Source organism: Idiomarina sp. OT37-5b (assembly GCF_002968395.1).
Lineage (GTDB): Bacteria > Pseudomonadota > Gammaproteobacteria > Enterobacterales > Alteromonadaceae > Idiomarina > Idiomarina aquatica.
This window is the reverse complement of the sequence record NZ_CP027188.1, coordinates 1296361-1320678: the sequence shown is the minus strand read 5'-3', so window position 1 is coordinate 1320678 and position 24318 is coordinate 1296361. Positions and strand designations below refer to the sequence as shown.

19 protein-coding genes and 1 tRNA gene are annotated in these 24318 nt (G+C 51.5%); 3 read left to right on the top strand and 17 right to left on the bottom strand.

Annotated features, from left to right (window positions below; translation table 11 throughout):
• Nucleotides 1–30 precede the first annotated feature (30 nt).
• A tRNA-Met gene (locus C5610_RS06160) sits at nucleotides 31–107 on the top strand.
• A 115-nt stretch (nucleotides 108–222) separates the two neighbouring features.
• On the opposite strand, the gene C5610_RS06155 is transcribed toward C5610_RS06160, so the two are convergent.
• From C5610_RS06155 to C5610_RS06080, 16 genes are all read right to left on the bottom strand, one after another.
• Nucleotides 223–777 (bottom strand): cell division protein ZapC domain-containing protein, encoded by a 555-nt coding sequence (locus C5610_RS06155; RefSeq protein ID WP_105307722.1) that lies wholly within the window; start codon nucleotides 775–777, stop codon nucleotides 223–225.
• A 94-nt stretch (nucleotides 778–871) separates the two neighbouring features.
• Complete coding sequence (gene pyrD / locus C5610_RS06150) at nucleotides 872–1888, bottom strand: quinone-dependent dihydroorotate dehydrogenase (protein ID WP_187346282.1); 1017 nt, start codon at nucleotides 1886–1888, stop codon at nucleotides 872–874.
• Nucleotides 1888–6732 carry an NAD-glutamate dehydrogenase gene (locus tag C5610_RS06145; protein WP_105306401.1) on the bottom strand — a complete coding sequence of 1615 codons (4845 nt, stop codon included), beginning with the start codon at nucleotides 6730–6732 and terminating at the stop codon, nucleotides 1888–1890. The genes pyrD and C5610_RS06145 overlap by 1 nt, the downstream gene beginning before the upstream one ends.
• A 198-nt stretch (nucleotides 6733–6930) precedes the next feature.
• A complete protein-coding gene (locus C5610_RS06140; RefSeq protein WP_105306400.1) occupies nucleotides 6931–7158 on the bottom strand; it encodes a DUF2835 family protein in 228 nt (75 codons plus the stop codon).
• Between the two features lie 44 nt (nucleotides 7159–7202).
• Nucleotides 7203–9812, bottom strand: coding sequence for an aminopeptidase N (gene pepN, locus C5610_RS06135; RefSeq protein ID WP_105306399.1), 2610 nt, complete (start codon nucleotides 9810–9812; stop codon nucleotides 7203–7205).
• 13 nt (nucleotides 9813–9825) lie between these two features.
• Nucleotides 9826–11286, bottom strand: coding sequence for a Na+/H+ antiporter NhaC (nhaC, locus tag C5610_RS06130; RefSeq protein ID WP_105306398.1), 1461 nt, complete (start codon nucleotides 11284–11286; stop codon nucleotides 9826–9828).
• A gap of 12 nt (nucleotides 11287–11298) precedes the next feature.
• Nucleotides 11299–12681, bottom strand: coding sequence for a sodium-dependent transporter (locus C5610_RS06125; RefSeq protein ID WP_105306397.1), 1383 nt, complete (start codon nucleotides 12679–12681; stop codon nucleotides 11299–11301).
• A 119-nt stretch (nucleotides 12682–12800) separates the two neighbouring features.
• The gene (gene prc, locus C5610_RS06120; RefSeq protein WP_105306396.1) at nucleotides 12801–14864 is read right to left on the bottom strand and encodes a carboxy terminal-processing peptidase; all 2064 of its coding nucleotides are present in this window, start codon (nucleotides 14862–14864) and stop codon (nucleotides 12801–12803) included.
• 29 nt (nucleotides 14865–14893) lie between these two features.
• The gene (proQ, locus tag C5610_RS06115; protein ID WP_105306395.1) at nucleotides 14894–15553 is read right to left on the bottom strand and encodes an RNA chaperone ProQ; all 660 of its coding nucleotides are present in this window, start codon (nucleotides 15551–15553) and stop codon (nucleotides 14894–14896) included.
• Entirely contained in the window at nucleotides 15546–15836 is a 291-nt protein-coding gene (locus C5610_RS06110) for a hypothetical protein (RefSeq protein WP_105306394.1), read from the bottom strand. Before C5610_RS06110 ends, proQ begins: the two co-directional genes overlap by 8 nt.
• A 3-nt stretch (nucleotides 15837–15839) precedes the next feature.
• Nucleotides 15840–16310 (bottom strand): GAF domain-containing protein, encoded by a 471-nt coding sequence (locus tag C5610_RS06105; RefSeq protein WP_105306393.1) that lies wholly within the window; start codon nucleotides 16308–16310, stop codon nucleotides 15840–15842.
• Between the two features lie 8 nt (nucleotides 16311–16318).
• A complete protein-coding gene (locus tag C5610_RS06100; protein ID WP_105306392.1) occupies nucleotides 16319–16624 on the bottom strand; it encodes a YeaC family protein in 306 nt (101 codons plus the stop codon).
• Between the two features lie 10 nt (nucleotides 16625–16634).
• A complete protein-coding gene (locus C5610_RS06095; RefSeq protein ID WP_105306391.1) occupies nucleotides 16635–16964 on the bottom strand; it encodes a hypothetical protein in 330 nt (109 codons plus the stop codon).
• Nucleotides 16965–17110: 146 nt separating this feature from the next.
• Entirely contained in the window at nucleotides 17111–18787 is a 1677-nt protein-coding gene (locus tag C5610_RS06090) for an alanine/glycine:cation symporter family protein (RefSeq protein WP_105306390.1), read from the bottom strand.
• A gap of 51 nt (nucleotides 18788–18838) precedes the next feature.
• Complete coding sequence (locus C5610_RS06085; protein ID WP_105306389.1) at nucleotides 18839–19966, bottom strand: M14-type cytosolic carboxypeptidase; 1128 nt, start codon at nucleotides 19964–19966, stop codon at nucleotides 18839–18841.
• 64 nt (nucleotides 19967–20030) lie between these two features.
• Complete coding sequence (locus C5610_RS06080) at nucleotides 20031–21476, bottom strand: glyceraldehyde-3-phosphate dehydrogenase (RefSeq protein ID WP_105306388.1); 1446 nt, start codon at nucleotides 21474–21476, stop codon at nucleotides 20031–20033.
• Nucleotides 21477–21577: 101 nt separating this feature from the next.
• On the opposite strand from C5610_RS06080, the gene C5610_RS06075 reads away from it, so the two are divergent.
• A complete protein-coding gene (locus tag C5610_RS06075; RefSeq protein ID WP_105307721.1) occupies nucleotides 21578–22396 on the top strand; it encodes a DUF2989 domain-containing protein in 819 nt (272 codons plus the stop codon).
• On the opposite strand, the gene msrB is transcribed toward C5610_RS06075, so the two are convergent.
• On the bottom strand, nucleotides 22371–22784 hold the full coding sequence (msrB, locus tag C5610_RS06070; protein ID WP_105306387.1) for a peptide-methionine (R)-S-oxide reductase MsrB: 414 nt from the start codon (nucleotides 22782–22784) through the stop codon (nucleotides 22371–22373). The two genes, C5610_RS06075 and msrB, sit on opposite strands and share 26 nt — an antisense overlap.
• 87 nt (nucleotides 22785–22871) lie before the next feature.
• Here msrB and pyk point away from each other — a divergent pair, with 87 nt between their 5' ends.
• Nucleotides 22872–24302: a pyruvate kinase gene (gene pyk, locus C5610_RS06065; protein ID WP_105306386.1), complete on the top strand. Its 1431-nt coding sequence runs from the start codon at nucleotides 22872–22874 to the stop codon at nucleotides 24300–24302.
• The last annotated feature ends 16 nt before the right edge of the window (nucleotides 24303–24318 follow it).

Genomic DNA, 24318 nt, shown 5'->3' with positions numbered 1-24318 from the left:
CAAACGCCCTTAGTATGCATCTCACTCGGACGCGGGGTGGAGCAGTCTGGTAGCTCGTCGGGCTCATAACCCGAAGGTCGTAGGTTCAAATCCTGCCCCCGCAACCACTTCCGAGACCTTCAAAGAAGACTTCCTGTTAAACATTCAAATTGACCTTTTAATCACAAAACCGTTGCTTCTTGAATACTTAGCGTCTGTGAACTATAAACCGGCTCGTGTCACTTATGCCAGTTTGGTATTCCACTGCTTTTGTGCCGCGGTGGCAAGATCGATGGTGGCAGGCAATAAGCGGTTATTCAGCACTTTCATCACCTGAAACTGGCGCAAGGTTTTAATCGCCGATACCTGCATGCGCTTACTCAACAGCATACAGCTGGCAAACTCGTCATCCATCTCGAGAATTAAAAACAAGCCTTGATCAAAGCCTGAGTTTAGCTCACACAACTGTCGTTGTTGTGGCCACTGTTCCAGATCAGATTTTTGGAAGTGCCAGCTTTGTGGCATTTGCGGACAGCCAAAACGACAAAAACCCAAGGCACACAATGCCGCTTTGTGGGGTTCTACCGGTAAAGCGTCCTGATGATAGGACTGCAGAAACTCTAACACCTGTTGATAGGCATTGGCGTCTTCAACGTCAAAGCCCTGTTGCGAAAAACCGATATTAACCAGTTGTTGCGGTTTATACGGCAGCACCAGCGGCTCACCGTCGCCGGTGTCGATTGCCAACTGTTTTTGTTCCGGGTTATAACACCAGAACCACTGCGCTGAATCTCGCAAAATCAATCCTTTGTTAATTATTGTTAGAGTTAGAATTGGTCAGATAAAATACTAAAAGCGCGGCGCGCTTACAAGTGTTAATTGTAATACGCGCTCACAACTGTTCAACAATCTCTTTAACCAGCTTCGGTCCGTGATAGATAAACCCGGTATAAACCTGCACCAGGTTCGCACCGGCTGCCAGCTTCTCTTTTGCCGCAGCGGCCGAATCAATACCGCCGACACCAATGATTGGCAGTTCATCGCGTAGATGTTGACGCAGTAACTTAATCACCCGGGTACTGGCTGATTTTACCGGAGGACCACTCAAACCGCCCGCTTCCTGAGCGAGTTTCTGATCCTGTAAACCATCCCGCGAAAGCGTGGTATTGGTTGCTATCACACCGTCAATGCCTTGCTGATTAAACGCTTCGGCCATGGTGATGACCTCTTCGTCACTCAGATCCGGTGCGATCTTCACCACGATAGGAACATAGTTCCCGTGAACTTCCGACAATTCAGACTGGCGCTGCTTGAGTCCTGCCAACAGCGAATTCAGTGCATCGCCGTGCTGGAAGTTACGCAGTCCCGGTGTGTTTGGTGAGGAAATGTTGATGGTGACATAGTCCGCCAGTGCATACACCTTGTCCAGACACTGCAGATAGTCGTCCAGCGCGTCCGCTTCTTCGGTGGTTTTGTTTTTACCGATATTGATGCCAAGCACACCGTTAAAACCCTTAGCGCGCGCGGCCTGTACCTGCTCGACCAGCGCTTCAACACCGTCGTTGTTAAAGCCCATGCGGTTGATGATGGCTTCATCCGCCGTCAGCCGGAACAAACGAGGTTTCGGATTACCGGGCTGTGGTCGCGGTGTTACCGTCCCCACTTCGATAAAGCCAAAGCCCATTTGGCTAAAGGCATGGATACAACGCGCATTCTTGTCTAAGCCAGCGGCAAGCCCGACCGGATTATCAAAGGTTAGCCCCATTACCGTGACCGGTTTCGACGGCAACCGTTGCCGCCAGAACAGCGACAACGGAGTACGGCTAAAGCGCCGCAGCGCGCCCAGAATTAAATCGTGCGAGCGCTCTGCGTCTTGCTTAAATAACCAGCTTCTGATGACCGAATACACTATCCGATCACCTTAGGCGCGCAGTTATGACTTAACAGCATCAGTTCCCGCAGTGCCACTGAGAACTTAGCGAACTCATGGCTCTTCGTGGTACGGAAATCTGACAGCATGCTCTGCCAGCGTTGCAACAGCACTTCGTTCTGCTCCATCCACTCTTGTAAACGAGCTTCCGGTGCACTGTCCTGTGAGGTCGATTTCAACACCACCAGCGTCAATGAACGCTGCTGCCAGTCCAGCTCTTCGCGGAACGCCGCCCGAGCCAGTGCCTGCCAATGGTTGGCCACCGGCTGCGCGTTGATTTGGTTCAGGAACCAGTGCAGATTCAACTTCGCACCCAGGAAGAAGTACAAGCGACCTACCGTATCAAAGGCTTGCTCGGTGTCATGGGCAATCTCCGCCACGTCCATGGCCGAGAAGACCGTGCTCAGACAAGCAACTTGCTTCGCGATCTTGGCCGGATAACCAAGCTCTTCGTATTTGCTGGCGGTTTCACGCAGCACATTGGCTTCGTCGTCGGTCATGTAGTTCAGGCAATTTTCACGCAAGTCATCAAACGCCGGCATGTAGAACGCTAAGTGTTCCTGAATGCTGTGCAACGATGGATTGCGGTGGCGCAGGAACCAGCGCGTGGCGCGACGAACCATACGGCGCAGCTGGAATAAAATCTCGTTCTGAGATTCGGCCGGCACCTTGTTGTTCAGCGCTTCGATCTGCTCCCACAGTTCTTCGACCCGGAAGCACTCGCGCGCGACCACGTAAGCGGTGGCAATTTCAGCAACCGTTGCACCGGTTGCTTCCTGCTTACGCAGCACGAAGTTTGGTCCCATATCGTTAACGATATTGTTCGCCAGTTTGGTGGCGATGATCTGACCTTTCAGTGGGTGCGACTCCATTGCCTCGGCAAAGCGTTCACGCAATGGTTTCGGGAACGAATCGAACAGTTCACGCGAGTGATAAGGATCTTCTGTGATCTCGTCCGTGATTAACTGTTCTTTCAAGACCATCTTGCCGTACGCGGTGATTACCGACAGCTCCGGACGCGTTAAGCCTTTGTTGGCCGCCTGACGTTCTGCCAGTTCATCGTCACTGGGTAAAAACTCCAGCGAACGGTTCAACGAACCCTGACGCTCCAGCTCATGAATAAAGCGCTGCAGCTCTTTGATCTGATCCGCGCCACGCAGAGCGGTAACCGAAATCGACTGAGTCTGACGGTTACAGTCATCCAGTACAATTTCAGCCACTTCTTCGGTCATGTCATAAAGTAATTGGTCACGCTGCTTCTTGGTTAAGTCGCCGCTGTTGACCAAACCATTCAGCAGGATCTTAATGTTGACCTCGTTATCCGAGCAGTCAACACCACCCACGTTATCAACGAAGTCGGTATTGATGCGGCCGCCCTTCTGTGCGAACTCAATCCGGCCTAATTGGGTAAAGCCAAGGTTACCGCCCTCGCCCACAACTTTGGCATTGAGCTCAGAGCCGTTAACACGCAACGCGTCATTGGCGCGGTCGCCGACATCCGAATCGGTTTCCTGTTTGCCCTTCACATAAGTACCGATACCACCATTCCAAATCAGGTCGACCTTCATGGTCAGACAGGCTTTGATCAGCTCATTCGGGGTCATCGATTTCTTCTGTGAACCAAGCATTTGCTTCATTTCAGGGCTCAGTTCAATGGCCTTGGCGCTGCGGTTGAAAATACCGCCGCCTTTCGAAATCAGCTCTTTATTGTAGTCTTCCCAGCTTGAACGCGGCATCTTAAACAGGCGTTCGCGCTCCTTCCAGGAGCTGGCAGCATCCGGGTTCGGGTCAATAAAGATGTGCAGATGGTTAAACGCCGCCTGCAACCGGATGTGTTTTGACAACAACATACCGTTACCAAATACGTCGCCGCCCATGTCACCGATGGCCACGCAGGTAAAGTCGGTGGTTTGACAGTCGATGCCCATCTCACGGAAGTGGCGTTTTACCGACTCCCAGGCACCGCGGGCGGTGATGCCCATTTTCTTATGGTCGTAACCAACCGAACCACCAGACGCGAACGCATCACCCAGCCAGAAATTGTATTCCGCTGAAATGCCGTTGGCGATATCCGAGAAGGTCGCAGTACCTTTATCGGCCGCAACCACCAGGTACGGGTCATCTTCGTCATGACGGACCACATTTTCCGGCGCAACGATTTCGCCTTCGACGATGTTGTCGGTAATATCCAGCAACGCACGGATAAAGGTCTTGTAACACGCCTGACCTTCCGCAATCATGCCTTCACGGTCTTCCGGCAGTGCTTTACAGATAAAGCCGCCTTTCGCGCCAACCGGAACAATCACGGTGTTCTTAACCTGCTGTGCTTTGACCAGGCCAAGAATTTCGGTACGGAAGTCTTCCCGGCGGTCAGACCAACGCAGGCCACCACGGGCAACTTTACCGCCACGCAGGTGAACACCTTCAACGCGCGGTGAATACACAAAAATTTCGAACTTCGGCAATGGCAACGGCATTTCCGGCACCAGTTCCGGCAGGAACTTAACCGAGATGTAAGGCTTGTCGTTACCTTCCGCATCCTGCTGGAAGAAGTTGGTGCGTAACGCCGCATCAATTAATTCCACATAGCGACGGATGATACGGTCATCGTCAAGGTTGGCCACATTATCCAACTCGCTGTTGATGCGGGTATGCAGCGATTCCAGTTTCTTCTTGGCATCTTTGGTGCCCGGCTGGAAGCGGGTAAAGAACATTTTCACCACCAGCTTAGCCAGTAACGGATACTTGCTGAAGGTGCTTTCGATGTAGTTTTGGCTGAAGGTAGTACCGATTTGACGCATGTACTTCGCGAACATCCGTAAAATGGTCACCTGACGACCGGTCATGCCGGCACCCAACACTAAGCGGTTAAAGCCGTCGTCTTCCAGCTCGCCCTTCCAGACTTTCGCAAAGGCATCCTGGAACAGCTCGCGGGTAACTTCCAGCTCCAACGGACCACCGGTGTGGATCATCTGGAAGTCCAGTACCCAGTAAGTTACGCCATCGGCGGTTTTGATCGGGTACGGGCTTTCACCGATAACTCGCAGGCCGAAGTTTTCCAGCATCGGCAATACGTCCGACAAATGGATTGGCTGATCTTTATGGAACAACTTCAGACGCAAATGAACGCTGTCGTCTTTTTCCTCCTGCGCACGGTACAGCACCATACCCAGCTTATGCTCGTCATCCAGCGACTCGAGTTGTTTCAGGTCAGAGATCGCAACCGACGGCAGCACTTCTTCTTTATAGGCGCGTGGGAAAGCGCTACCGTAACGCTTCAATAACTGTGTGGCTTTAGCTTCGCCAAACGACGACTGAACGATACGTTCAAAGTTATCTTCCCAGGTACGGGCGGCTTCAATAAGATTCTGTTCCAATTCTTTCACATTCACGTCCTGTTGTTCTTCGCGTAAGCGAACGGTGTAATGCGTGCGAGCAAGCGAGCTCTCTGAAAAATAGGTAGTAAAGTCAACATCGTAGTCGGTGTTGAGGGTACGCTGCAGGATCTGCTGGGTGCGTTGGCGTAAAATGGTGTTGTAACGCTCTTTCGGAACATACACCATTACCGATACAAAACGGCCAAAGATGTCACGACGGACAAATACCCGCGTCATATCACGTTCCTGCATTTGCAGCACGCCCAAGCCAACTTCCAGCAGGTCGTTTTCGTCCGCCTGCACAATTTCGTCGCGTGGGTAGGTCTCAAGAATATTCAGCAGTGCTTTCGCCGCGTGTGACTGCGGTGCAAAACCAGAACTGTCGAGCACCCGTTTGATCTTCTCACTCACCAACGGAATATCACGGGCACTGTCGTTATAGAAATGCGCTGAGTACAGACCGATGAAACGTTCTTCACCAATCACTTCGCCGTCATCGTTAAAGCGTTTGATGCCGATATAGTCGAAATACGCCGGACGGTGTACGCGCGACTTAGAATTGGTCTTGGTCAACAGCAAAATACGGTCATCATGACTGATTTCGCGGCCATCTTCCGGCAGAGTTGAAATCAACCGGCCTTTATCGCTGATGGAATTGCGCATAAGTCCCAATGAGCTGCCGGAGACTTGTTTCAGCTCGTGGTCACCCTTAATCGGCTGCAGGTCATACGCACGATAACCAATCAGGGTAAAATTATCGTCTGCCAGCCAACTCAAGAAACGCTGGATCTCTTTTTTGTGTTGCTTGCTACCCGGGTAACGTTCATCCAACACTTCGTTTGAAACGTCTTTCAGGCGTTCGCGCATTGGCTGCCAGTCGCTGACCGCCAGGCTGATTTCTTCCATCACCGAAATCAGTTCTTTGCGAATCGCCTTGATTTCATCTTTGCTGGTTTGACGGTCGATTTCGATTAAGAACACCGTGTCCACATGGTTCTCACCACGAGTACCCGGCTTCAGCATCTCGGTGACCTGGTTGTTGTCATCACGGTTATGGCTGATTGGCATGTGCAACAGCAGGTGCGTGGTGATGCCCATACGTTGCAAGGCCATCCGTACCGAGTCGACCATAAACGGCATGTCGCTCTGGATGATCTCGATGATGGTGTGCGGTGATTCCCAGCCGTCGTTTGGAACGTCAGGGTTATACACTTTGATCAGTGCCTTATCACCGGGTTTGTATTCGTTAAAGCTATGCCATAAACCTAACACAGCGCCATACATATCGCTGTCGTTTCGGTGACTGAGGTCATCAGAGGCAATGTTGCGATACAGACGTTTAGTAAACTCCTGTACCAGTTGAGACTGAGAAGAAGGGACTTTGTTCTTGATTAGATCAAAAACTTTCTCCAGTAAAACTGGAGTTTGACCATCGACCAACGACATAATTGCAGTGTCCTTGAGCTTTATTAGTGAAACGTCGTAGGTAAGCCGAACAGCGACCCACGGCCCGATAATCTATGATGGATGTTATTGTCGAACATTTACCGCGGGCTTTCAACGCTATTTCGCCGAATAGTTCACTCTTTAGACCAGCAGTCACTGCAGGTTATGACGTTAAACAACATAATTATGAGAATTCGCTCAGCGCAAGCGCTCCAGCGCGACGAATTTATGGTTCTGATCAACGGTCAACCGAAACAGTCCACGGACGCCGCGAGAGTCGACAAAAGGCACCATACGACCGGCCGGAATAGCAACACGGGTGCCGTTTGTAGAGGTAACAACTAATTGTTGAGCGCCACCGCCGTAATAGATTTCGGTGAATTCCTGGTAGCTCATTGCGAGCGAAAATTCGTACGCTGTATTCATTTTTTCGGTGACGCCAGAGTGTTACTGATTAAACGGCTAAATAGTTATGCAGAAAGACTATTTTCTACTTTTTCTTGCAAGTCACTGGCGAGCTTCGGCAACGCCTGCAATTGTTCCAGTTGTTGCTTCATCAATGCCTGTCGTGCCGGGTCATAACGTTTCCATGACATAAAGGCACTGAGTAACCGCGAAGCCACTTGCGGGTTGCTGTTGTTAAGCCGTTCGATGACCTCACCCACCAGTCGGTAACCGGCGCCATCGGCACGATGGAACTGCGCCAGATTCTGGGTAAACGCCGCCAGTAACGAGTACACCCGGTTCGGGTTATCGATACTGAAGTCGCTGTGTTGCATCAGTTGTTGCACACGCTCAACGGTACGCTCATGGTCGGCCAGCGCCTGGGTCTGGAACCATTTATCCATCACCAGTTTTTCACCCTGCCAACGCTGGTCGAAGCGTTGCAGCAAATCCTCTGCCGCCGGGTGTTGAGTCCAGGCCGTTGCCTGTAACACCGCCAGCGTATCGGTCATGTTGTCGGTCAGCTGATATTGTTCAACAAACCAGTCTGCCTCGGTATTCACTTCGGCAAGATACAGCAGCAAGGTGTTGCGCAACTGGCGCATCGCGATATCACGGCCTTCTAATTGGTAAGAATGACTGCGCAGTTGCTCAGTCAGTTCGTCATAGCGGGCTTGCATCGGCTCAGCCAGCGCTGCGGCCAATTGGCGTTTCAGTTGTTGCAGGTTATGCCGCAGTTGCTCAACCGGAATTTCGTCATAACTGTCGGCAAGCGTCGCTGCATTAGGCAACGTCAACGCCAGCGCAATCAACGCCGGATCCGAGTCTGACTGCAACAACGCACCGCAGGCTGCGACCGTATCATCGTCCAGCTTCACTGTCGTCTGCGCAGCAATGGCTCGATGGATTAACGACGCAAACAATTGCTGTGACGCATCCCAGCGGCTGACCGGATCGGGCGCGTGCGCCATCAGTACCAGCAGGTCCTGTTGACGGATGTCACGTTCGACTTTAACCGGTGCGGAAAAGTCATCAAATAACGACAGCACCGGCTGTTCATCGGCCGCTAATTTATTGGCAAAATCGCCGTTGAGTACGAAGGTCTGCTCTTTTTCCGTCAGTTCCAGTAACGACTCGGACAATTCAATCACGGCGCCTGACGGAGCCAGTGCCGACACTTTGACCGGAATATGAAACGGGTCTTTGTGATCCTGTCCGGGGGTCGCCGGTGTGTGTTGGCGCAGCGTCAGTCGCACCTGCTGTTTGGCGCGGTCGTAAGCCACATCCGCTTTTACCTGCGGTGTGCCCGCCTGCGCGTACCAATTGCGGAACTGGGTAAAATCAACGCCGTTGGCGTCTTCCATCGCCGTGACAAAATCTTCACAGGTAACCGCCTGACCGTCGTGACGCTCAACGTACAGCTTCATGCCCTTCTGGAAGCCCGCTTCGCCAAGCAAGCTGTGGATCATACGAATCACTTCCGCACCCTTGTTGTACACAGTGACGGTGTAAAAGTTATTCATTTCCAGCACTTTATCCGGACGGATCGGGTGCGCCATCGGCCCGGCATCTTCGGTAAATTGATGCGACCGGATCACTTTGACGTCCTGAATACGGTTGACCGCCCGAGATCCCAGATCAGAGCTGAATTCCTGGTCACGGAAAACCGTCAGACCTTCTTTCAGGCTCAGTTGGAACCAGTCGCGGCAGGTAATGCGGTTGCCGGTCCAGTTATGAAAATATTCATGACCGATCACCGATTCCACATTCAGAAAATCCTGGTCGGTTGCCGTTGCCGGATTTGCCAGCACATATTTCGCGTTAAAGACGTTCAGGCCTTTGTTTTCCATCGCGCCCATGTTGAAGAAATCAACCGCCACGATCATGTAGATATCCAGGTCGTAGACCAGACCAAAACGCTGTTCATCCCAGCGCATGGCATTCTTTAACGAGGTCATGGCATGCTCGGCGCGATCAAGGTTACCCTTATCGACAAACAATTCCAGCTCAACGGTGCGGCCTTCACAAGTCGTGAAGGTATCGCGCAGTACATCGAAATCACCCGCTACCAAGGCAAACAAATAGCTCGGTTTAGGGAAAGGATCCTGCCACACCGCGATGTGTTTATCGCCCTGTTGGTCGCGTTTGATCAAATTACCGTTTGATAACAGGAACGGGTATTGCTGCTTATCGGCAATAACGGTGGTGGTGAATTTTGCCAGCACATCCGGCCGGTCAAGGTAATAGGTAATGCGCCGAAAGCCTTCCGCTTCGCATTGAGTGCAGTAGGTATTCTGTGCCAGGTACAGACCTTCCAACGCTTTATTTTCGCTTGGGTTAATGTCGTTAACGACGGTCAAGGTAAACCGCGACTTATCCGTGTTCAGGGTTAATTGCTGATCGGTCACCGAATAGTCGTCGGCGCTCACCGGATCGCCGTCCAGCGTCAAAGAAATTAACGTCAGCGCTTCACCGTCAAGCACCAGCGGCTCGTCATGAGTCCCCTGCCGTGTCACCACCATGGTGTTGGTAACACGGGTTTGCTGCGGGTCCAGCTCAAAGGTCAGGTCGACCTGTTCGATGGTGAATGCAGGTGCCTGATAATCTTTACGATACTTCGCTGTTTTCTGTGACATAACCTTCCACTATTTACTGCGTTTGTGTTTGTGCGTCGCTGCCGGGTTTCAGGTACAAAATGGTCCAGCCGGTATAGGCGAACAAAATGGCAATCAGCGGCGTCAGATAGTTAAAGAACGCATAGATGCCGTATTCAAACGGGCTGACCGCCAACACGCTGAACATATAAGCACCACAGGTATTCCATGGGATCAGCGCCGACGTGATGGTACCACTGTCTTCTAACGTACGAGACAGCACCCGCGGATCAAGGTTGCGACGCGCGTATTCTTCTTTAAACATCCGTCCCGGCAGGACAATCGCCATGTACTGATCGGCCGTCAGGACGTTGGCGCCAAAACAGGTAAAAATGGTGCCGGTAATCAACGAGCCGACGGTCTTCGCCGACTTCAGCATGCCCTGAATAAAGCGTTTCAGCAGGCCCAGTTTTTCCATGATCGCGCCAAACGTCATGGCACTGAGGATCAACCATAAGGTGTTCAGCATACTGACCATACCGCCACCACTCAACAGCGAGTCGAGGTTGGTGCTACCGGTACTGACGGTGGTGCCGTCGGACATTGCCAGCCACACCACTTTAATGCCGGCCAGCAGGCTGTCATCCCCTGCCATCTGCTCAACGATATCAGGCTGGAAGATCAGCGCCCAGAGACCGCCTAACAAGGCCCCGAAAAACACCGTTGGTAACGCCGGCTTACGCGTTGCGGCAAGATACAGCAACACCAATAACGGTACCAACATTTCCCAGCCGATATTAAAGGTACCGACCAGTTGCTGTTGCATTTGCTCAAGGCGCGCCAGACTGACATTGGTCTCAGCGTTTAAGCCCAGGAACAGGAAAATAATCACTGAAATAATGAACGCCGGACCGGCGGTATAGCCCATGTAGCGGATGTGCGAGAACAAGTCCGTACCACTGACGGCCGGCGCCAGGTTAGTGGTGTCCGATAACGGTGACATTTTGTCACCAAAATACGCACCGGAGACAATCGCGCCGGCCGCAATCGCCGGCTCCAGCCCCATCCCGGAAGCGACACCCATCAAGGCCACACCGATGGTGGCGGCGGTCGTCCAGGAACTGCCAATGGACAGTGCAACAACGCCACAAATGATGCAGCTGGCGGCGTAAAACAGGCTCGGGTTAAGCAGCTCCAGGCCAAAATAAATCAATGTCGGCACCGTACCGGAGAGTAACCAGGTACCAATCAGAGAACCAACCGCAAGGATGATCAGCATCGCTCCCAGCGCAACGGAAATCCCCTCGGTGATGCCCTCTTCGATTTGCGCCCAGCTAAAGCCATTACGAAAGCCGACCAGAATGGCAATACCCGATGCGACCCAAAGCGCGATCTGGTTGGGGCCGTAGGAGGAATCTTCGCCAAAAAAGTAGACCGACGAAGCGAGCATCACAATCAGTGCTAACAGCGGGATCAACGCCTGTAGCAACGACGGTTGTTTTGTTGTTTGTGTCATTTTATGAGCAACCTAAAGTTTAATTACACCGATTAACTGCAAAAAGATGATGATAATAGCAATTGGCGCGACATATTTCAGGCACAACAGCCAAATATCGTAAAGGCCTTTGGTACTATCCAGTTCATCTTCAGAATATTGTCGTTGCATGACCCAGCCGGCCAATATCGCCAGCAATAGTCCGCCAAGAGGTAACAACAGGCTGGACGTCAGTGCGTCGATCAGATCAAAAATACTGCCCAGTTGCTTACCAAAGAAGGACAGATCCAGCTTCGTCCAGCCGGCACCGGCGAACGAGTGCACGGTTAACTGACCCAACAGCCACAACACCGCCCCACTAACCAGCGTCGCCGCCCAGCGGCCAAGGTTAAACTTCTCGGACACAAACGCCACCGACGACTCAATCATCGCGATCGCCGAGGTAAAGGCCGCAATCACCAGCATCACGAAAAACACCGTACCAATCGCGGCACCGGCCGGCATTTCACTGAAGGCAATCGGTAACGTGGTAAAAATAAGTCCCGGCCCCTCGCTGGGAGTTAGGCCGAAACCAAACACCAACGGGAAGATGGCCAGCCCGGCTAACAACGCGACAAAGGTATCCAACACCGCAATCCAAATACTGGTTTGCACAATGGAGGTTTCTTTGGGCAAGTAGGCGCCGTACATGATCACCACACCGGAAGCCAGACCCAGCGTAAAGAAAGAATGTCCCAAGGCGATCATGACGCCGTTGACCGACAACTTGCTAAAATCCGGATCGAACATAAAGTGGAACGCTTGCCAAAAATCACCGATAACACCGGAGTAGATGGCAATACCCACCAACAGCAGGATCATCGCCGGCAACAGGAACCGTACGGAGCGCTCCAGGCCTTTATTAACACCGTTACCAACCACAATGACGGTAGCGGCAATAATCAGCGTATGCCACAGCGTTAACTGCCCGGGCGATGCCAGTAAATCACCAAAACTGGCGGCAATCTGGTCAGGACTGGCACCGGTAAAGGCGCCCTGCGCGGCTTTTACCACGTAGGCCAGGCCCCAGCCGGCAATCACGGCATAAAAACTGAGCACCAGGTAACCGGTTAGCATGCCCAGCCAGCCGGCCACTTGCCAGCCTGAGCTTCTTTCGGACTCTTCGGCCACCGCCTTGGCGGCATAGCCCGGTGAGTGACGGCCACGCCGACCGATGACCACTTCGGCCATCATGATCGGTAAACCAATAAACGCAATGCAGAGCAGATAGACAAGGACAAAGGCGCCCCCGCCGTTCTCACCCATAACGTAAGGGAACTTCCAAATGTTACCAAGGCCCACGGCCGCAGCTGCGGAAGCTAAAACGAAAGACAGTCGGCTTGACCAACGGCTGGATATTGTATTTGTTATTTTCATTGTTGCTTTAGGTCAATTTTTTATAACGGAATAGTTGACCACAAAACGCCCTTATTTGCCACGCAAACAATAAAAAACCGCCGTGACCGGCGGTTTTTTATACAGACTAGCGGTGGCCATTAGCCTTTGTTTTGCACTAACTGGGTATCGTCAATGTAATCAAAACCGATGGCTAATGCCTGTTGCAGGTAAGGATCTATTTCCAACACCTCGTCGTCAACCTCATCAATTTCCTCGACCGGCTCTTTGCCCATGCGTTTTAAGCGGTCGTTGATGCGTTGCAGACGCAGTGCCTTTTGCTCTTCCTGCTCCGCCTTGCGGGCATTAATATCGAGGCTTACCCAGGTCTTGTCCTGCTCTTCGCGCAGACGTTTGATTTCATCGAAAATGTAATCAAACTCCGGATCTTGCTCAATCCGTTGGTTGGCTGCGCTTTGCAGCTCGGGCAACTCGCTGCGGTTAACCTTATTGACCGCACGATACGGCGCTTTATCGACCTTATCCCACGGTAACGCGTTGTCTTCTTTGCTTTCGCCCCACTCTGACGCTTCCACATAGGAAGGCAATACGATATCAGGCTGAACCCCTTTTAACTGGGTGCTGCCGCCGTCAATCCGATAGAACTTCGCAATGGTGTATTGCACGCTACCCAGTGGCTTATCAAAGAAGTCAAAACGACGGGTCAGGCCACGGTGTTGCTGCACGGTGCCTTTACCAAAGGTGTTTTCACCAACGATAAGAGCGCGCTCGTAATCCTGCATGGCCGCCGCAAAAATCTCCGAGGCCGACGCACTGTAGCGGTCAACCATCACCACCAATGGGCCATCGTAATAAGTTTTGCCGTCACGATCCGCGCTGACGTCGACCTGACCACGGCCGTCACTAACCTGTACGATAGGTCCCTGGTCGATAAAGAGTCCGCTCAGGTTGATGGCTTCCGCCAGTGACCCGCCGCCGTTACCGCGTAAGTCAACAATCAAGCCCTCAACGGATTTATCGTCCAGTTCATCAATCAGCTTACGGACATCATCCGTCAGGTTATTGTAAAACCCAGGAATTTCGATAACGCCCATTTTGCGGCCTTGATAAGGCCCGTCGTCCATGGTTTTCACGTCCAGCTTAGCTGCACGGTCTTCAAGTTTTACCTTGTCGCGGGTAATTTCAACGACCTTGGGTGTGCCACCGGCACCCTGCGATGCTTCCAGCACCTGCAACCGTACAACGGTACCCTTAGGACCTTTGATCATATCGACCACATCGTCCAGTCGCATACCGATCACATCAACAAAGTCTTCCGCGTCGTCACCAGTACCCTGGCCGACCGCGATGATTTTATCTTCCGGTGAAAGTTGGTCGGTTTTATCTGCCGGACCGCCGGGCACCAGACTGCGAATGACGGTGTAATCGTATTCCGACTGCAACACCGCACCAATGCCTTCCAATTCCAGATTCATGTTCTGGCGGAAGCGTTCGGAGTTTTGCGGTGACAAATAGCTGGTGTGCGCTTCAACCGAACGCGCAAAGGCGTTCATCAAGGTTTGAAACACATCTTCACTTTTTGATTTGGTTAACCGGTTGAGCGCGCTGTTATAGCGTTTACCAAGCGTTTCGACGATTTCCGGCCACTCTTTACCGGCCAGTTTCAAATTCAGCGCGTCGTATTTAACCCGTGAATACCACAGATCGTCTAACTCTTCGCGTGATTTCGCCCACGGCTCTTCTTCGCGATCGTAATAATACTTGTCGCCTTCAACGGTGAAGTCCATTGGCTTTTCTTCATCGAGCAGCGACAGCGCGTATTCATAGCGTTCAAAACGTCTTTTTAAACTGGTCTGATACAGATCGTAGGCAACATCCAGTTCACCGCTCTCCAACATATCGTCGAACAGCTGTGCGTACTCTTCCGAAGCGTCAATGTCGGACTGCAACAAAAACATCTTGTTGAAATCCAGCAGTTTCAGATAGCGTTCGTGAATTTGCTCTGACAGCTGATCATTCAGCGTTGGCTGCGAAAAGTGATAACGCGTGAAATACGCCGTTGCGCGTTCAGCAGCGGTATCGTGATGGCTCTCCTGCTCAAGCTGCGGCAGTTCCGAAACCTCATGACTGGGAGGAATCGCCAGCAGTGACGGCGACACCAGCAACAGTGCCAGAGCGCTCTTTTTAAACCACGGATACTTCATTGGGCGACTCCTACTTCTTAACGAAAACGTTATTCTGCTTTTACGAATAGATTCGCAATTTTTACTTTCATACTCAAGCCGTTATCCAGACGAACTTGAATATCATCCTTATCAATCTCGGTGACCGTAGCCGGCATCGGTTGATGACCGGCTTTTACCTGAACCTGTTGACCGATAGACAAGGCATTAAGTTCCACGTCATCCAGTTTTGGCGCTGGTTTATGAACATTCTTACGTGGTTTTTTCGCAGAAGGTTTAGCCGCTTTCGGAGGAACTTTGGCACGTTCCGCACGTTTACCCTGAGGTTTCTTAGCATCGCCTTCACCGGCTTCTGCCTGGCGCTCTTTTTTCTTCGCCGCCACTTTCGCTTTCGATTCTTTCAACGATTCTTGCGCGTGTTGTTGATGCTCTTCAGTAACCGGCTCGACAGCGTTACCATCCAGATCAATGCGCTGTTCACCCTGTTTGACACTGTGCAGATAGCGCCAACTGTTGGTGTAATGGCGCAATGCCGTACGCAAACGGGTTTTACTGACCATCGGGTCGTTTTCAAGGCGCTTGGCTAGATCGTCAAAGATGCCAATTTTAAGCGGTTTGGCGTCTCCTTTTAGCGAAAAGCACTGCGGAAACTGTTCTGCCAAATACGCGATAACATCTTTGCTCTTAGTGAGCTTAGCCGGTTCATTCATTCCAATCTTCTTCCTGTTCTCGAACAACTTTTAAAACGGAACGTACATAATCGTCCATTTCTTCGAATTCTAAATCCAGTAAAGCAGGCGCTTCAATCCAGTCAAATAATGTTCTGCGCACGGCCTCTTCCAACTGCTCTAACGTATCAGATTCCAGTTGGTACTGGTTAATTAAATGCAACATTTCATTGATATTATCAGCCGCTAACTCGCTCTGGTCCTCAAAAAACCAGGTGTCGTTGTGGCTCACCAAATACAAATGAACGTCAAATTTATCCAACATAAATTACAGCTGCGTCCAGTCTAACTGCGCACAATAGTCCGCAATCAAGCCAATTTGTTGGGCATCTTCTTTGCTAAAGCGCGCCACCGACGGACTGTCGATATCCAGCACCGCCACGACCTCGCCGTTAACGATGATAGGAGCCACTACTTCGCTGTTTGACGCCGCATCACAGGCGATGTGACCGCTAAACTGATGCACGTCGTCAACGTGCTGCAACTGTTTTTCTGCAGCCGCAGTACCACAAACCCCTTTACCAAAGGGAATGCGTACACAAGCGACTTTGCCCTGAAACGGCCCCAGCACCAATTCATCCGGCTTGCGCGCAAAATAAAAGCCTGCCCAGTTAATATCGGCCATACCATCAAAAATAATAGCACTGATATTAGCCAGGTTAGCGATTAAATCGGGTTCGTCAGCGGTAACCGCTTTGCACTGCAACAGCAAGTCACTGTTACTGTTAAGATCAAACATGGAAATCCTTATTGATTGGTTTCGTCGCTTGCCGCATTCAATGAGAAGCGCGCAATCGGCTGCTCCGCGTTGTCACTGAACTGCTGTTTAAGTTCGCGTTTGCTTTTCATCAGCATGGTGCCGTCTTTGCTCAGCGTCATGTGCTGATCCGAAGGAATGAAACGGGCTTGATAGGCCATCACCAACTGTAACGAATTTTCGCGCTGCTCGTCGGTCAGTTTATTGCCGTCTGGCCAACGCCCGGTTTCTACTGCGCTGACTAAGCGATCGTAAGTCTCACGACTCATTGAATTGATTAAATCATCAAACTGCACTGGGTATCACCTATCGCCGTTTTCGCTTAATAAAGAGAAGTTGCACTCGATTAATAACAAACCACAATAAACCGACAATCAACACGCCGATGGCGACGTTGTACTGCCAGGTCTCGGGCAATGGTTGTTGCAGAAACAAATAGACAAACCCGGCGATGGCCAACAACAAGGCCAACATTGACCGCGACACCAGTTTATCGCGTTTTTCCTGCTGGATGCGAACAAACTCGCGTTCAAGATCCTGTTCCGACTGACCCGCAAACACAAATTGGCAATGGGGGCATTCTTTTGCTTTCGATGACACGCGCTTTCGGCACGACGGACATTCAGCTAAAGCCATAACGTTATTAATTCCCGCTTTTTAAAATCCAGGGTTATTTCGCGCAATCCTTGCAATATAAGGCTTTTCACCATAATTTCAAGGTTCAGCCCAGGATAAAAAAACGACCGGTCAAAGACCGGCCGTTTCTGCATCATCACAAATCGTTATTTTGATTTGTTTTCCTTATTAAAATCCTGCCAGTAGGATTTAACCGTACTCTTCATTTCTTTGTGCAATAAAATCATGCCGAGTAAGTTCGGCAGCGTCATTAACACGATGGCAACGGCCGACGCTGTCCATACCAGGGTGGTATCGGCAAACGACGCCCAGAAGAAGCCGGCAACGTAAATAATGCGGTAAGGCATCACCCCTTTCTGGCCAACCAGATAGACCACCGCACGGTCGCCGTAATAGGACCAGGCAATCGCGGTCGAGAACGCAAACATCAGCAGCGTTAACGGAATGATGTATTGGCCGTAATCACCAAAATAACCGTTAGCAAAAGCCAATGACGTAAGTGCCGCTGAGTGCACCAGTGACTTACCGACCACTTCGATGTCTTCTTTGATCAGGTTGCCGTTTTCGACACGAACGGTACCGCTGTAGGCGTCTTCACCGGCAACGATAAAGCGCACGTCTTCAGCAACCGAACGCGCGTGCAGAATCGTAAACTGACCGTTGGTTTGCGCTTCGCCGTTGACCACTTCGACGGTCCCGGTGTAACGCTCAATGTCATTATCCGAGGTCTGGTTCAGATAGGCGTACAGCGCCTCACGGTCGGCCTGCTCAGTATCGGTGTATTCACCGACAATAAAGTCGAGGTCACTGCGGGCAAAGTTGTTTTCAAACTTCTGCGTCCAAACGCCCGACGACAGGATCACCAGACCCGTTAAGGTACAAATCAAAATGGTGTCCAGGAACGGTTCCAGAATCGACACCAGACCTTCAGAGACCGGATCTTTAGCACGTGCGGAAGCGTGTGCAATAGGTGCCGAACCCTGACCCGCTTCGTTCGAGAACAAGCCACGGTTAACGCCACGGTTAAAGGCATACGCAAAGCTTGCACCAAGGAAGCCGCCTGCCGCCGCGGAACCGGTAAAGGCATCGCGGAAAATCGACACGAACGATTCGCCAATGTTATCGATGTTGAACAGGATCACACTCAGTGAACCGACCACATACAGGAAACCCATGATCGGTACGATCTTAGAGGTTACGGCTGCAATCCGCTTGATACCACCGATGATAACCATCGCCAGCAGAATCGACAGCACCGCACCGGTAATCACCGGGTCGATCTGGAAGGTCTGTTCCATCGACTGAGCAATGTTGTTGATTTGCGGCATGTTGCCGGTACCGAAGGAGCTGATGATGGTGGCAATGGCGAAAATCACCGCCAACCACTTCATGTTCAGGCGACGGTCCATATAGTACATCGGACCACCGGCCATGGTGCCGTCTTCGGTTTTAACGCGGTATTTATGCGATAAGGTCACTTCCACAAACTTAGTGGTCATACCCATAAACGCCGTCATCCACATCCAGAAGATGGCGGCCGGGCCACCTAAGAAGATCGCGAGCGCAACACCACCGATGTTACCGGTACCGACGGTACCGGACAGCGCCGTTGATAAGGCCTGAAAGTGGCTGGTATCACCTTGTGAGTCTTTCTTATCAAACTTACCGCCAAGCACTTTCCAGGCGTGGCGAAAGTAGCGCACCTGCGGAAATCCAAGATACAGGGTAAAAAACAAACCCACCCCAAGTAAAAGAAACGGGAAATAGGCGGCAGAGCCTAAAAACCCGTCAATCCATAGTAGAAAATTATTAAGCGTTTCCAACGTTCGCTCCCCTAATTATTGTTATTGTTGCTGTTGGTTATTTGTCTATTATTAACGCAATTTCGGTGAGACTGCCAATATTGCCGTCAAAACGTCTTCACCCAAACGCTGACAGCGCGCCGTTGACCAGCCAAAATCTTCATCCGGCAAATCGGCGTTGTCCTTAAATGGCATTTCCAGCGTATAAGACAGGCACTTAAAGCGCTCACCCACGGCCGAATTAGCAACCGTCATGTTCGCTTTGCCCGGCTCATCCCGCTCGTAACCGAATTTGGTTTGGAATTCCGGCGTGGCTGCCAGTAGCGCGGCTTTAAAGGTTTCTTCCAGCATCTCATGACGCTCGTCGTAGGACGGAATGCCTTCACAGCCAGCGACAAAGTTATACGGCAGCGCTTCATCACCGTGCACATCGAGGAACATATCGACGCCGGTTTCCTGCATGCGTTTTAACACGTAAAACACTTCCGGACTTTTTTCCAGGCTAGGCTCTGCCCACTCGCGGTTCAGGTTGGTACCGACCGCATTGGTGCGTAAATGGCCGCGCACACTGCCGTCCGGATTCATGTTAGGAACCAGATAAAATACATTATCTTCCAGTAACTTGCGTGCCACACCGTCTTCATCGTCCAGCAGGCGCGCGATAAAACCTTCCATGAACCACTCGGCCATGCTCTCGCCCGGATGCTGGCGTGCGGTTACCCAGATGGTGTTTTTATGTTCCGCCGGTTCACCGACAATCAACAGGTTCAGCTCGCGCCCGTCAAGGGTTTCACCCAACAGCTCGTGATAGCAGTCGACCGACTGTTGCGCCGACTGGATCAGATCCTGATGACGTTCGTACGAATAAGGAATGAAGTATGCGTAAAACACCGACTCTTGCTCCGGTGTGTGACGAATGGTCAGCTCTTTACCATTGTATTCGGTCGGTACCCGGAACCAGGTTTCGCGGTCATAAGACGCTAACGCCTGATAATCCTTCCAGCCATCGGGGTACGCGGCATTGCCGGCATTCTCGATGGTCATCACGTGTTCGGCACCCGCTTCTGCGAAAAGCTTAAAATGAAACCACTGGTAAAAGTCCGACTGATGGTCTTTACGAATCGCCAGGCGAATATCATCAGGCGACTCGGCCTTGATCACGTCGATATTGCCACTGTCAAACGCTGCGTTAATATGCATAGTGTTCCTTTTTTACTCAATATTGTGTAAAAAAAGCGCCATTACGGCGCTTTTTTTGATCAGTTTAGCGAGGCAGGCTCGGCACTTTCAGGCCAGCCATGGCTTCTGCCACTCGCACAACCTGACAGCTGTAGCCAAACTCGTTGTCATACCAGACATACAGGACAGCGCGGTCATCTTCAACGATGGTTGCCTGTGAGTCTACAATGCCAGCATAACGTGAACCAACCAAGTCCGATGACACGATTTCAGTCGACGCGGTATAGTCAATCTGGCTTTCCAGCTCGGAATGCAACGCCGTGTCACGCAGGTAAGCATTTAACTCGTCACGGCTGGTTGATTTGGCCAGATTCAGGTTCATGATCGCCATTGAAACGTTAGGCGTAGGAACCCGGATGGCGTTACCGGTCAGCTTGCCTTTCAGCTCCGGCAGCGCTTTAGAAACGGCTTTCGCCGCACCGGTCGAGGTAATCACCATGTTCAACGGCGCTGAACGACCACGACGCTCCGCTTTGTGATAGTTGTCAATCAGGTTCTGATCGTTGGTGTACGAATGCACCGTCTCGACGTGACCGTTATTGATACCAAACTGGTCATTAATCGCTTTTAGTACCGGCGTGATGGCATTGGTGGTGCAAGACGCTGCCGAGACGATGCGATCGCCGTCGGTGATGTCTTTATCGTTAACACCAAATACGATGTTTTTAATGTCGCCTTTTGACGGTGCCGTCAGCAACACCTTAGCAACCCCTTTCGACTTAAGGTGTAAGCCCAGGCCCTCTTCGTCTTTCCAGATACCGGTGTTGTCGATAACAATGGCGTTATCAATACCGTATTGGGTGTAATCCACCTGATCAGGACCATCAGAATAAATCACCCGGATGCTGGTGCCGTTTGCTTTGATGCTGTTGTTTTCTTTATCAACGGTAATAGAACCGTTGAATTGGCCGTGAATTGAGTCACGACGCAGCAAGCTTGCACGCTTTTCCAGATCGCCATCACGACCACCACGTACCACAATAGCGCGCAGACGCATTTTGTTATTGGCACCGTTACGCTCGATCAGCAACCGCGCCAACAATCGGCCAATACGGCCAAAACCGTACAACACCACGTCACGCGGCTCGATGCTGTCTTCTACGTCGACAATGTCACTCAGCTCGCGGCGGATGTAATCTTCTACCGACAGACCGTCGTCTTTACCAGCGAACAAGTAACCATAAGCCAATTTACCCAAATCCACGCGGCCCGGCGCTAATTGCATTTTCGCCATCGCTTCCAGGAATGGGAAACTCTCACGCAAACGAACTTTTTGACCTTCGTAACGACGGATCAAACGATGCGCTTTGATGATGTTAATGGTATCAACGTTCAGTAGCGAACGTCCGTAAACCAGAATCTCGACACCAAAATTACGATATAATTTACCAATTAATGGCTGCATTAACTCGGCATATTCCTGCCGTTCTTGCCAGCTCGACAGCGTTGGATCTTGCTGAGTTGAGTTCATTAGCTCTGTCCTCGTTCTGTGGTAAGCTTAGGAAAATTCCGCGCTATTGTACTGAAAAGCGGAGTTATTAGCCAATCGAAACTAACTTTATGAGTCGTAACATGCCAAAAAGGACATTTAACACGCTGGTTTTCAGCCTAATCGCCGGATTGGGCCTGACCGCATGTGGGGAACGGATGCCCACCGTCAGAGAAATGTGTGAGCAGGAACCTGGTTTTTGCTCGGACCTGAACGAAGACAACTGGTGTCGCGCCGAACGTCGCCAATTGATCATTTCGCGTTATTTAAACGCGCAGGACGATAAACCTGACCACAAATACTATTTGCTGAAAGACTTACAAAAATATTCGCAATGCATCGAATTGGCGTCAGGCATTGAACACCGCAAACTGAAGCTCAAACAGTCTCATCGCATCGAAGCGTACTTAAACAGTCTCAAAGCCATCAATAAGCTGGCACGAGAAACGGCCGACAGTGACGCGCCGTTGCTGTTGTACTGGCACTGGGCTAATCGAAGCGATAACGAGGCGCTCGATCAGCTGCTGGCGATGGAAGGCAGCAAAGCATTGCAAACGCACGAACTGCAGTTTGCGTTGGCCACGTACTACGCCAAAGAAGACCAACGCAAGGTGTTAACGCATTTGTATAACGCGCTCAGACTGTACAAAAAGGATCAACGCTTTAATGTTGAAATCCCCGAGTCATTGGTGACCTACTACCTCGGTCAGCAAGACACCCGTCAGGCATACATTTGGGCGCGCGTCGCCATCGCCTTCGGCTCCGAAACAATGAACGAACAACAAATCCGTACCATCGTTAATGCCACTGACGAAGAGTACGAACAGTGGCAGGAGCAAGCCGAGGACATCGTCGACGAATTACAGGACGGCCAGTTTAAACGTCGTCCTGATGCGTCATAGCGACTGAATTAACACAATAACGCTGCCCGGTTTCGGTGGGGCCATCATCAAACACATGGCCAAGATGACCGTGGCAGCGACTGCACAGAATTTCCGTACGTACCATACCGTGACTGGTGTCCTGACGATACTCAATGGCGCCCTCGAGCGCACGATCAAAACTTGGCCAGCCGCAGTGGGCATCATATTGACTGGCGGCACTGAAAATTTCCTGGCCACAGCCGGCACACAGATAGTTGCCCTGCTTGTCCAAGGTCAGGTACTTGCCGCTAAACGGCCGTTCAGTACCGTGCTGCCGCAGCACTCGGTAGGCCTCGTCTGACAGCCGTTCGCGCCATTCTTGCTCGGATAACGAGCGCCACTGCTGTTGTTTTATGTCTTTTGCCATATTCACTCCGGTTTGACTTACTTCTGTAACGGACACTGTGCTAGACTTTTGTAATAACACATAATTTTTTGCTTGCTGGAGTTTTGCATGCTGCGCCGCACTAAAATAGTTACGACGTTAGGTCCTGCGACCGATCAACCCGATGTTCTGGAACAACTTATCTTAGCAGGCGCCAACGTCGTGCGTCTTAACTTTTCACACGGCACCGCCGATGAACAAAAACAACGCGCAGAAAACGTTCGCGCCATCGCAAAACGGCTGAACGCGCACGTTGCTATTCTTGGTGACTTGCAAGGGCCGAAAATTCGTATCGCCCGCTTCCGCGACGGCAAAGTACAGTTAAAACCGGGACAGGAATTTACCCTGGATGCAGAGTTTGATCCGCAAAACGGGGACGACTCGGTGGTCGGGCTGGACTATAAAGAGCTACCGCATGACGTTGGCAGCGGCGATATTCTGTTGCTGGACGATGGCCGTATCCGCTTACAGGTCGACTACATCGAAGGCAGCGCGGTACACACGAAAGTGATCGTTGCCGGCACCCTGTCCAACAACAAAGGCATTAACCGTCTCGGCGGTGGTTTGTCGGCCAAGGCGCTGACCGAAAAAGACCACCGCGACATCAAAACGGCGGCAGAAATTGGTGTGGATTATTTGGCCGTGTCGTTCCCACGTTGTGGCGAAGATCTGAACGAGGCGCGTCAACTCCTGCGCCAGGCCGGTGGCAAAGGCGTTATCTGTGCGAAAATCGAACGTGCTGAGGCGGTCGCCAGCGAGCACGCTCTTGACGACGTAATTCGCGCCTCCGACGCGGTAATGGTTGCCCGCGGCGATTTGGGTGTCGAAATCGGCGACGCACAACTGGTCGGTAAGCAAAAACAAATCATCTCGCGCGCCCGTCAGCTGAATAAAGTCGTGATCACCGCAACCCAGATGATGGAATCAATGATCGAGAATCCAATGCCGACCCGTGCCGAAGTCATGGACGTTGCTAATGCGGTATTGGACGGTACCGACGCCGTGATGCTATCGGCTGAAACCGCGGCCGGTAAGTTCCCGGTCGAGACCGTTAAAGCCATGGCTGAAATCTGTCTGGGCGCGGAAACGCACCCGAGCGCGCATTTGCGTCACGATGACCTCGAAGAAAGCTTTTCCAGCATCTCAGAAGCTGCGGCCATGTCGGCGATGTACGCCGCTACCCACCTCACCGGCGTAAAAGCGATCATTGCGCTGACCGAGTCGGGCTTTACCGCTAAACTGATGTCGCGCATCACATCGCATTTGCCGATCTTCTCGTTGTCACGCCACCCACAGAGCCGCAACAAATGCGCACTTTATCGCGGCGTCTACCCGGTCGATTTTGACTCAACCAGCAGTAAGCAACCGATACTTGACGCGGTTGAGTTAATTAAGTCGCTGGGACACGTCAGCAAAGGCGATCTGGTGATTTTAACCCACGGTGATGTGATGGAGACCGTCGGTTCGAGCAACACCTGTAAGGTGATTGAAGTCCGTTAACCGCTCTGATACCAAC

Excerpts from the sequence above, each read along its gene's own strand:
- C5610_RS06145 (WP_105306401.1), bottom strand. The coding sequence starts at position 6,732 with ATGTCGTTGGTCGATGGTCAAACTCCAGTTTTACTGGAGAAAGTTTTT.
- C5610_RS06140 (WP_105306400.1), bottom strand. The coding sequence starts at position 7,158 with ATGAATACAGCGTACGAATTTTCGCTCGCAATGAGCTACCAGGAATTC.
- pepN (WP_105306399.1), bottom strand. The coding sequence starts at position 9,812 with ATGTCACAGAAAACAGCGAAGTATCGTAAAGATTATCAGGCACCTGCA.
- nhaC (WP_105306398.1), bottom strand. The coding sequence starts at position 11,286 with ATGACACAAACAACAAAACAACCGTCGTTGCTACAGGCGTTGATCCCG.
- C5610_RS06125 (WP_105306397.1), bottom strand. The coding sequence starts at position 12,681 with ATGAAAATAACAAATACAATATCCAGCCGTTGGTCAAGCCGACTGTCT.
- prc (WP_105306396.1), bottom strand. The coding sequence starts at position 14,864 with ATGAAGTATCCGTGGTTTAAAAAGAGCGCTCTGGCACTGTTGCTGGTG.
- proQ (WP_105306395.1), bottom strand. The coding sequence starts at position 15,553 with ATGAATGAACCGGCTAAGCTCACTAAGAGCAAAGATGTTATCGCGTAT.
- C5610_RS06110 (WP_105306394.1), bottom strand. The coding sequence starts at position 15,836 with ATGTTGGATAAATTTGACGTTCATTTGTATTTGGTGAGCCACAACGAC.
- C5610_RS06105 (WP_105306393.1), bottom strand. The coding sequence starts at position 16,310 with ATGTTTGATCTTAACAGTAACAGTGACTTGCTGTTGCAGTGCAAAGCG.
- C5610_RS06095 (WP_105306391.1), bottom strand. The coding sequence starts at position 16,964 with ATGGCTTTAGCTGAATGTCCGTCGTGCCGAAAGCGCGTGTCATCGAAA.
- C5610_RS06085 (WP_105306389.1), bottom strand. The coding sequence starts at position 19,966 with ATGCATATTAACGCAGCGTTTGACAGTGGCAATATCGACGTGATCAAG.
- C5610_RS06080 (WP_105306388.1), bottom strand. The coding sequence starts at position 21,476 with ATGAACTCAACTCAGCAAGATCCAACGCTGTCGAGCTGGCAAGAACGG.
- C5610_RS06075 (WP_105307721.1), top strand. The coding sequence starts at position 21,578 with ATGCCAAAAAGGACATTTAACACGCTGGTTTTCAGCCTAATCGCCGGA.
- msrB (WP_105306387.1), bottom strand. The coding sequence starts at position 22,784 with ATGGCAAAAGACATAAAACAACAGCAGTGGCGCTCGTTATCCGAGCAA.
- pyk (WP_105306386.1), top strand. The coding sequence starts at position 22,872 with ATGCTGCGCCGCACTAAAATAGTTACGACGTTAGGTCCTGCGACCGAT.